Origin of the sequence: Micromonospora sp. AB353 (genome assembly GCF_049538395.1) — a bacterium.
GTDB classification, from domain to species: domain Bacteria; phylum Actinomycetota; class Actinomycetes; order Mycobacteriales; family Micromonosporaceae; genus Micromonospora; species Micromonospora aurantiaca.
Genome location: NZ_JBMVFV010000137.1, coordinates 1 through 8,531, shown reverse-complemented (window position 1 = coordinate 8,531; position 8,531 = coordinate 1). Strand labels below are relative to the sequence as shown.

9 protein-coding genes are annotated in these 8,531 nt (G+C 76.7%); all 9 read left to right on the top strand.

Annotation, left to right across the window (positions count from 1 at the left end; all coding sequences use genetic code 11):
• Positions 1-295: 295 nt before the first annotated feature.
• The 9 genes from ACPCK6_RS28725 to ACPCK6_RS28685 all read left to right on the top strand — a co-directional run bounded on the left by ACPCK6_RS28725 (position 296) and on the right by ACPCK6_RS28685 (position 8,461).
• Entirely contained in the window at positions 296-1,693 is a 1,398-nt protein-coding gene (locus tag ACPCK6_RS28725) for a ferredoxin reductase family protein (RefSeq protein WP_423482769.1), read from the top strand.
• A gap of 20 nt (positions 1,694-1,713) precedes the next feature.
• Entirely contained in the window at positions 1,714-2,202 is a 489-nt protein-coding gene (locus tag ACPCK6_RS28720; RefSeq protein ID WP_423482768.1) for an FMN-binding protein, read from the top strand.
• A gap of 5 nt (positions 2,203-2,207) precedes the next feature.
• Positions 2,208-2,996, top strand: a complete 789-nt coding sequence (locus tag ACPCK6_RS28715) for an FAD:protein FMN transferase (protein ID WP_396882295.1) — start codon at positions 2,208-2,210, stop codon at positions 2,994-2,996.
• Positions 2,997-3,248: 252 nt separating this feature from the next.
• Positions 3,249-3,743, top strand: a complete 495-nt coding sequence (locus ACPCK6_RS28710; protein ID WP_396882296.1) for a YbaK/EbsC family protein — start codon at positions 3,249-3,251, stop codon at positions 3,741-3,743.
• Entirely contained in the window at positions 3,740-4,471 is a 732-nt protein-coding gene (locus ACPCK6_RS28705) for a monooxygenase (protein WP_423482767.1), read from the top strand. Before ACPCK6_RS28710 ends, ACPCK6_RS28705 begins: the two co-directional genes overlap by 4 nt.
• Positions 4,468-5,022, top strand: a complete 555-nt coding sequence (locus tag ACPCK6_RS28700; protein WP_318334942.1) for a GNAT family N-acetyltransferase — start codon at positions 4,468-4,470, stop codon at positions 5,020-5,022. The genes ACPCK6_RS28705 and ACPCK6_RS28700 overlap by 4 nt, the downstream gene beginning before the upstream one ends.
• Positions 5,019-5,837, top strand: a complete 819-nt coding sequence (locus ACPCK6_RS28695; RefSeq protein WP_396882298.1) for a carotenoid biosynthesis protein — start codon at positions 5,019-5,021, stop codon at positions 5,835-5,837. The genes ACPCK6_RS28700 and ACPCK6_RS28695 overlap by 4 nt, the downstream gene beginning before the upstream one ends.
• Complete coding sequence (locus ACPCK6_RS28690; protein ID WP_423482766.1) at positions 5,834-6,961, top strand: glycosyltransferase family 2 protein; 1,128 nt, start codon at positions 5,834-5,836, stop codon at positions 6,959-6,961. Before ACPCK6_RS28695 ends, ACPCK6_RS28690 begins: the two co-directional genes overlap by 4 nt.
• A gap of 12 nt (positions 6,962-6,973) precedes the next feature.
• Positions 6,974-8,461, top strand: a complete 1,488-nt coding sequence (locus ACPCK6_RS28685) for a phytoene desaturase family protein (protein WP_423482765.1) — start codon at positions 6,974-6,976, stop codon at positions 8,459-8,461.
• Positions 8,462-8,531 lie beyond the last annotated feature (70 nt).

Below are 8,531 nucleotides of genomic sequence, written 5' to 3'. Positions count from 1 at the left end.
TGTCCGAGACCCGGTGCGGCCCGCGGTGCCGCACCTCCCGGAAGCCGGTGCCGCGAAACACCGCCTCCGGAGCCGTGGAACGAGGTGTGCGACCCGGGGGTCGGAATCGAACACTCGTTCTAACTACCCTGACAGTACACCTCCCCACCGACGAAAACGCAACGTGTGACGCGCCAGGGACACGCCGGTACCCCGCCGGATTCCCAGCCGGGGCACAGCAGCGGCAAAGGAGAACCGGAACTCGCCGGCCCAGGGTTTACCCCATGAGCGTCAGCCGTACCGAGAAGACCCTCCGGTGACCGCCGCCGTGACCGGCCGGCGCGCGCCGCGCCGGCCGCTGCCGACCGCCCCCGCCTGGTGGGCCGACGTCGCCGGCGCCCTCGCGGCGCTCAGCCTGCTGGTCGTCGCCGCCCTCTGGACCGCCGACCGCGGCGTGCAGGAGCTGCTGGCCGGCGCGGCCACCGGGCTCACCTCGCTCGGCCGGCTCGCCGGCCTGGTCAGCGCCGACCTGATGCTGATCCAGGTGGTGCTGATGGCCCGGGTGCCGCTGCTGGAGCGCCGCTTCGGCCAGGACCGGATCGCCCGCTGGCACCGGCTCGCCGGTTTCACCTCGTTCCACCTGCTGCTGGCGCACGTGCTGCTGACCGTCCTCGGGTACGCGGGCACCGCCCGCCGGGGGGTACCCGCCGAGGCCGCGAACCTGGTCCTCACGTACCCCGGGATGCTGTTGGCCACCGCGGCGCTGGCGCTGCTGACGCTGGTGGTGGTGACCTCGGTCCGCGCGGCCCGGCGGCGGCTGCGCTACGAGTCCTGGCACCTGCTGCACCTCTACGCCTACCTGGGCGTCGCGCTGGCGCTGCCGCATCAGCTCTGGACCGGTGCCGACCTCCTCGCCTCGCCGCTCGCCCGCGCCTACTGGTGGACGGTCTACCTGCTGGCGCTGGCCAGCGTGCTGGTCTGGCGGCTCGGCCTGCCCGCCTGGCGCTCGCTGCGCCACCGGATCGAGGTGGCCGCGGTGGTCGCCGAGGCACCCGGGATCACCTCGGTCTGGCTGCGCGGGCGGGACCTGCACCGGCTGCCGGTACGGGCCGGACAGTTCCTGCTCTGGCGGTTCCTGGACGGTCCCGGCTGGTCCCGCGCCCACCCGTACTCGCTGTCCGCGCCGCCGCAGGGGGATCTGCTCCGGATCACGGTCAAGGACTTGGGCGACGGCAGTGCCCGGGTGGGCGCCCTGCGCCCCGGCACCCGGGTGCTGATCGAGGGGCCGTACGGGCGGCTCACCGGCCAGCACTGGCGGGGTGGCGGAATCACGCTGCTGGCCTGCGGTGTCGGGCTCACCCCGCTGCTGGCGCTGCTCTGGGAGCTGCCGTACGCGCCCGGCGAGGCGGTGCTCGTCCACCGCGTCCGTACCGCGGACGACCTGGTCTTCTCCGCCGAGCTGGACCGGCTCGTCGCCGAGCGCGGGCTGGTGGTGCACCGCCTGGTCGGTCCCCGGGCGGCCCGGCCGTCCTGGCTGCCGGCGTACGCCGAGGGGCTCTCCGACGCCGAGGCGCTGCGCCGGCTCTCCCCCGACGTGGCCGGACACGACGTCTTCCTCTGCGGCCCGGACGGCTGGGTAGACGCCGTCCGCGCCGCGACCCGCGCGGCCGGGGTGCCCGACGCGCACGTCCATCACGAACGCTTCGCCTGGTGACAGGCGCGAAGGGAGGATCCGTGCGACGGATCACCATCTGGTTGCTGTCCACCGTGGCCGCGCTGGTGCTGCTGTTCAGCTACCGGACCAGCACCATGGGGGCGGGCGGGGAGACCGGCGCGGTCGCCGGCGGCGGCGACCCGGCCGGCGGCGCGTGGAGCGGCACGGACGGCGGCGCCACCGGGTCGGCCCCGTCCGACGACGCCACGACCAGCGGCGGCACGACCGGCAGCGGCACGGCCACCGGGTCCGTGGCGCAGACCCGGTGGGGGCCGGTGCAGGTACGGATCACCGTCACCGGCGGGAAGATCACCGACGTGGTCGCCGTCCAGGTGCCCGACGGCAACCACCGGGACCAGGAGATCAACGACTACGCGGTGCCGATCCTGCGGCAGGAGGTCCTGGCGGCGCAGAGCGCGCGGATCGACACCGTCTCCGGGGCCACCGTCACCAGCGACGGCTACCGGGAGTCGCTCCAGTCCGCCATCGACGCGGCGCACCTGCGGTGACCACGGTGACCGGGGCGGACCGGCGGGCCTGGGTGGCGCAGGTGATGGGGCTGCCGGTCAGCGTGCACCTGCGCGGCCCCCGGGTGCGCACCGAGGCGGTGGCGCAGCGGGTGGACCGGGTCTTCGCCGAGCTGCGCCGGGCCGACGCGGTGTTCAGCACGTACCGGCCGGACAGCGAGCTGGGTCGCCTCGGCGGCGCCCCGCCCGACCCGGCCACCACCGCGCACCCGCTGCTGCGTGAGGTGGCCGCGCTCTGCGAGACGGCCCGCGCGCGTACCGGCGGGTGGTTCGACGCCCGTCACCTGCCGCTGCCCCGCGGCGGCACCGGCTACGACCCGTCCGGGCTGGTCAAGGGCTGGGCGGTGGCGCGCGCCGGGCGGCACCTGGCCGACCTGGCGGGGCACGACCTGTGCCTCAACGCGGGCGGGGACGTGCTGCTGCGGGCCGCGCCGGACCGGCCGCCCTGGCGGGTCGGTGTCGAGGACCCCGACCGGCCGGACCGGATGCTCGACGTGGTCGAGCGGGCCGACGGCGCGGTGGCCACCTCGGGCACCGCCCGACGCGGCGCGCACATCACCGACCCCCGCGCCGGGCGACCGGCCGGGGCCGTCCGGTCGGTCACCGTGGTCGGCCCCGATCTGCTCTGGGCCGACGTGTACGCGACCGCGGCGGTCGCCCGCGGCCCGGAGGCGCTGGACTGGCTGGCCACCCTGGACGGGTACGCGGCCCTGCTGGTGGACGCCACCGGCCGGGTCCGGACCACGCCGGGCTGGCCGGGTTCCCGGCGCCGGTGACCGTGTCGTCGGCCCAGCGGGCGGACCGGACGCCGTGCAGGCCGGTGAGGTCGACGGCATCGCCGTGGTCGACGCCGACGGCCTCGACGGGTCGACCGTGGCGCTCTCCCCCACCCTCGGCCGATCATGAGGTTGGCGGTCCGACACGCCGGGAGGCGACACCGCCAACTTCATGATCGACGCACGCGGTGGGGCGGTGGGGGCGGTGCGCCCGGTGCGGGGTGGCCCGGGTGGTGGGGGAGAATGTGGGGCATGCAGTCAGAGCCACATCCGAACGTGCGGGCGGTGCAGCGGGCGCTCGACGCGGCGGGGGCACGGGACGCGTCCGGCCACGCCAGCGCCGTCCGTCTGCTGCCGGAGGCGGTGCACACCGCCGCCGCGGCGGCCGAGGCGCTCGGCGTCGCCGTCGGCGCCATCGCCAACTCGCTGATCTTCGACGCGGACGACGCGCCGCTGCTGGTGCTCACCTCCGGCGCGCACCGGGTGGACACCGCCGGGCTGGCCGCCACGCTGGGCGTGACCCACCTGCGCCGGGCCACCCCGGAGTTCGTCAAGCGGCACACCGGGCAGGTCATCGGCGGCGTCGCACCGGTCGGCCACCCCGCGCCGCTGCGCACCGTCGTGGACACCGCCCTGGCCGGGTACGACGAGGTGTGGGCCGCCGGCGGCGTGCCCCGGGCGGTGTTCCCCACCACGTACGCGGAACTGCTGCGGATCACCGCCGGCACCCCGGCCGAGGTGGCGTGAACCCCGGACTCGTCACGCTGCACGTGTGGCGTGTGCCCCGCCGGGCCGTACCCGGTGTGCTGGGGCGGATGGCCACCCACCCGGCGCGGCTGCGCCGGCTGCCCGGGGTCCGCTTCGCCAAGCTGCTCGGCACCGGGACCGGCACCGGCTTCGGCCCCGGCGACGCCGACCTGACCCGGTGGGCCGCGCTCGTGGTCTGGGACTCCCCCGCCGACGCGGCCGGCTTCGACGCCTCCCCGGTCGCCCGCTCCTGGGCCCGGATCGCCGGCGCCGCGGTACGGGTCGACCTGCGCCCGCTGACCAGCCGCGGCCGGTGGTCCGGCCGGGAGCCGTTCGGCGCACCGTCCGGCGGACGGGTCACCGGGCCGGTGCTGGCGCTGACCCGGGCCCGGCTGCGGGCCCGCCGCGCGGCCACGTTCTGGCGCGCGATCCCGCCGGTCGCCGCCGAGCTGCACACCGCGCCCGGACTGCTCGCCCGCTTCGGCGTCGGCGAGGCGCCGCTGGGCTGGCAGGGCACGGTGAGCGTGTGGCGCGACCCGGCGGACCTGGTCGCGTTCGCGTACCGTTCCCCGGAGCACCGCGCCGCGATCACCCGTACCCCCACCGAGGGCTGGTACGCGGAGGAACTGTTCGCGCGGTTCGCGGTGGGCGACGTGGTCGGCGACCGTACGGTGCTGGGCTGGGCCGCCGCCGAAGGCGACCCGGAAACATCGAGAGGGTACGCATGAGGCTGGTGCGGTGGACACCGGACGACCTGGTCCGGCGGCTGGACGACGTGGTGGCCGTCTACGGCGAGGCGATGGGCTACCGGCCCGACCTGCTGGAGGCCCGCCGCGGCTACATCGCCACCCACGTACGCCGGCCCGGTTTCCGCGCCGTCGCCAGTCTGACCAGCGAGGGACACCTGGCCGGTTTCGGGTACGGCTACCGGGGCGCCACCGGGCAGTGGTGGCACGACCAGGTGCACCGGGCGCTGAACGCGCAGGACCGGCAGCGCTGGCTGGCCCACCCGTTCGAGGTGGTGGAGCTGCACGTCCGGCCGCCCGCGCAGGGGCACGGCCTGGGCGCCCGCCAGTTGCGCGCGCTGCTCGCCGTGGCCGAGGGCGACACCACGCTGCTGTCCACGCCGGAGGCCGACGAGGAGAAGTCCCGGGCCTGGCGGCTGTACCGCCGGTTCGGCTTCGTCGACGTCCTGCGGCACTTCCACTTCCCCGGCGACGAGCGGCCGTTCGGCGTGCTCGGCCGGGACCTGCCGCTGCCCCCGCCGGACGCGGCATGAGCGCGGTGATCCGCTCCCGGCTGCCCTGGGCGCTGCTGGCCGTGCTGGTGCTCGCCCAGATCTGCTACCCGCTCACCGGCGGCGCGACCCGGGCCGGGCTCACGGTGGCCACGGTGGTGCTCGGCTGGCTGCTCTCGGTCGGCCACGCGCTGCTCACCCGGGGCGTCCGTACCGCCGTCGCGCTGGTCGCGGTCGTCACCGGCGGCGGGTTCGCGGTCGAGGCGGTCGGCGTGGCCACCGGGTTCCCGTTCGGCAGCTACGACTACTCCGGTGAGCTGGGCCCGAAGCTGGCCGGAGTGCCGCTGATCATCCCGCTCGCCTGGACCTGGATGGCCTGGCCGGCCTGGCTCACCGCGGTCCGGCTGGTCCGTTCCCGCCTCGCCCGGATCGCGCTCTCGGCGGTCGGGCTGGCCGCCTGGGACCTGTTCCTCGACCCGCAGATGGTGGCCGAGGGCTACTGGACCTGGCTCGACGCCACCCCGGCGCTGCCCGGGCTACCCGGCATCCCGGTCAGCAACTACCTGGGCTGGCTGGGCTTCGCGGTACTGCTCGCGGTCGCGCTGCGCCCGCTCGCCGGCCCGTCGGTGGACCGGGTCGACGGCCGGGACGCCCCGATGTTCGCGCTCTACCTCTGGACGTACGCCTCCAGCGTGCTGGCGCACGCGGTGTTCCTGCGGCTGCCGGCGTCGGCGCTGTGGGGCGCGGCCGGGATGGCGGTGGCGGCGGTGCCGCTGGCGGTCACGCTGTGGCGGGCCCGCCGGCGGGACCGGACCGGCACGCCGGAGCCGGCGCCGCGCGTCGACGCCCCGGCATGATCGCCGTCCTCGCGCTGGCCGTGGCGGTCGCCGCGCTGACCGGGCACACGCTCGTCAACGCGTACGCCTGGCTGCGCCGCCCCGCCGACGGCCCGGCCGAGGTGACCGAGCCGGTGGCGGTGCTGCTGCCGCTGCGCGACGAGGCCGAGCGGGTCACCCCGTGCCTGCACGCGCTGCTGGCCCAGCGCGGCGTACCGGACCTGCGGATCGTGGTGCTCGACGACGGCTCGACCGACGGCACCGCCGACGTGGTCCGCGCGGTGGCCGGCGACGACCCCCGCCTCACGCTGCTCACCGGCGTCGCCCCGCCGCCGGGATGGCTGGGCAAGCCGCACGCCTGCTGGCAGCTCGCCACCCGGACCGGCCCGGAACCGGCGGTGCTGGCCTTCGTCGACGCGGACGTGGTGCTCACCCCGTACGCGGTGGCGGCGGCGGTGACCGAGTTGCGCGCGGCCGGCGCGGCGCTGCTGTCGCCGTACCCCCGGATCGTGGTGCGGACGGCGGCCGACCGGCTGGTGCAGCCGTTGTTGCAGTGGTTGTGGCTGACGTTCCTGCCGCTGCGCGCGATGGAACGCTCGCGGCGGCCGTCGCTGGCCGCGGCGGGCGGGCAGTTCCTGGTCGTGGACCGGGCCGGCTACCTGCGGGCCGGCGGGCACGCGGCGGTGGCCGACAAGGTGCTGGAGGACATCGAGCTGGCCCGGGCGGTGAAGCGGGCCGGCGGGCGGATCGCGCTGGCCGACGGCTCCCGGCTGGCGTCCTGCCGGATGTACGACACCTGGCCGCAGCTGCGCGACGGCTACACCAAGTCGCTGTGGGCGACGTTCGGGCACCCCGCCGCCGCGGCGGCCGTGCTGGCGCTGCTGGTCGCGCTCTACGTCGCGCCGCCGCTGCTGGCGTTCGGGGCGCTGCTCGCCGGTGCGCCGGCGGTGGCCGCCGTGGCGTTCCTGGCCTACCTGGCCGGGGTCGCCGGCCGGGTGGTCAGCGCCCGCGCCACCGGCGGACGGGCGTGGCCCGACGCGCTGGGCCACCCCGTGTCGGTCGTGGTCCTCGGTTGGCTGACCGTCCGGTCGTACCATCTGCGGAAGCGACACCGGCTCACCTGGCGGGGTCGCCCGGTCACCTAGGAGGGGCACGCCATGGCGCGCATCGTGGTCATCGGCGCCGGGGTGGGCGGGCTCGCCGCCGCCGCCCGGCTCGCGGTCACCGGGCACGAGGTCACCGTCCTCGAACGGGCCGGCACGGTCGGGGGGAAGCTCGGCCGGTACGCCCACCACACCCCGGAGGGGGTGTGGCACTTCGACACCGGGCCGAGCCTGTTCACCCTGCCGCAGGTCTTCCACGACCTGTTCGAGGCGACCGGGGCGAAGCTCGACGAGTACCTCGACCTGGTTCCGCTGGACCCGATCGTGCGGCACGTCTTCCCCGGTGGCGGGCAGGTGCTCGACTCCTGCGCCGACCCGGACGAGTTCGCCGCCCGGATCGGCGCCGCGTTCGGGGACCGGTCCGCCGCCGACTGGCGCGGGCTGTGGCGGCGCGCGGGCCGGGTGTGGGCGGCCTCACACCGGGACATCCTGCGCCGTACCGTCGACTCGCCGCGCGACCTGGCCGCGCTGGCCTGGCGGCTGGGCGACCTGGCCGCCATCGGCCCCGGCCGCAGTCTGCGCGGGCTGGGCCGCCGCCACCTGTCCGACCCGCGGCTGCGGATGCTGCTGGACCGGTACGCCACGTACACCGGCGCCGACCCGCGCCGCGCCCCGGCCGCGCTCGTCGCCGTCCCCTACGCCGAACTGGCGTACGGCGGCTGGTACCTGCGCGGCGGGCTGGGCACGCTCGCCGACGCGCTGCTGTCGCGCTGCCTGGACCTGGGCGTGGTGGTACGCACCGACGCAGCGGTCACCCGCATCGACGCCGCGGGCGGGCGGGTGCACGGGGTGCGCGTGGCCGGGGCCGCCGCACCGATCCCGGCCGACGTGGTGGCGGCGAACGTGGACGCGCTCACCCTCTACCGGGATCTGCTGCCCGACCCGCGCCGGCTGGCCGCGCTCACCGACCGCAGCCTGGCCGGGTTCGTGCTGCTGCTGGGCGTACGCGGCGACTCCGGGCTGGCCCACCACACCGTGTTCTTCCCCCGCGACTACGACGCCGAGTTCGACGCCGTGTTCGGCGACCCGGGTCGCGGGGTGCGGGCCCGCCCGGCACCCGACCCGACCGTGTTCGTCACCGCCGCCGACGATCCGGCGGTCCGCCCGGACGGCCACGAGGCGTGGTTCGTGCTCGTCAACGCGCCCCGCCACGGGACCGCCGCGAGCGCCGTGGACTGGCGTCGGCCGGGCCTGGCCGAGGCGTACGCGGACCGGATCCTGGACGTGCTGGCCGAGCGCGGCGCCGACGTGCGGGACCGGCTGGTGTTCCGGGAGATCCGCACCCCGGCCGACCTGGACGCGGCCACCGGCGCGCCGGGCGGGGCGATCTACGGCACCGCGGGCGGGCTGCTGCGCCCGGCCAACCGGGGCCCGGCCGCCGGGCTCTGGCTGGTCGGCGGCTCCAGCCACCCGGGCGGCGGGCTGCCCATGGTGACGTTGTCCGCGGAGATCGTCGCCGAGGCGGTCGGCCCGGCCTGGTGAGGGTGTAAGGAGGGGGCCCTTATTAACGCCTCCGGTAGAGGAAGGGCCCCTTCTTAACGCCGCAGCCCGC

Excerpts from the sequence above, each read along its gene's own strand:
- ACPCK6_RS28685 (WP_423482765.1), top strand. The coding sequence starts at position 6,974 with ATGGCGCGCATCGTGGTCATCGGCGCCGGGGTGGGCGGGCTCGCCGCC.
- ACPCK6_RS28690 (WP_423482766.1), top strand. The coding sequence starts at position 5,834 with ATGATCGCCGTCCTCGCGCTGGCCGTGGCGGTCGCCGCGCTGACCGGG.
- ACPCK6_RS28695 (WP_396882298.1), top strand. The coding sequence starts at position 5,019 with ATGAGCGCGGTGATCCGCTCCCGGCTGCCCTGGGCGCTGCTGGCCGTG.
- ACPCK6_RS28700 (WP_318334942.1), top strand. The coding sequence starts at position 4,468 with ATGAGGCTGGTGCGGTGGACACCGGACGACCTGGTCCGGCGGCTGGAC.
- ACPCK6_RS28710 (WP_396882296.1), top strand. The coding sequence starts at position 3,249 with ATGCAGTCAGAGCCACATCCGAACGTGCGGGCGGTGCAGCGGGCGCTC.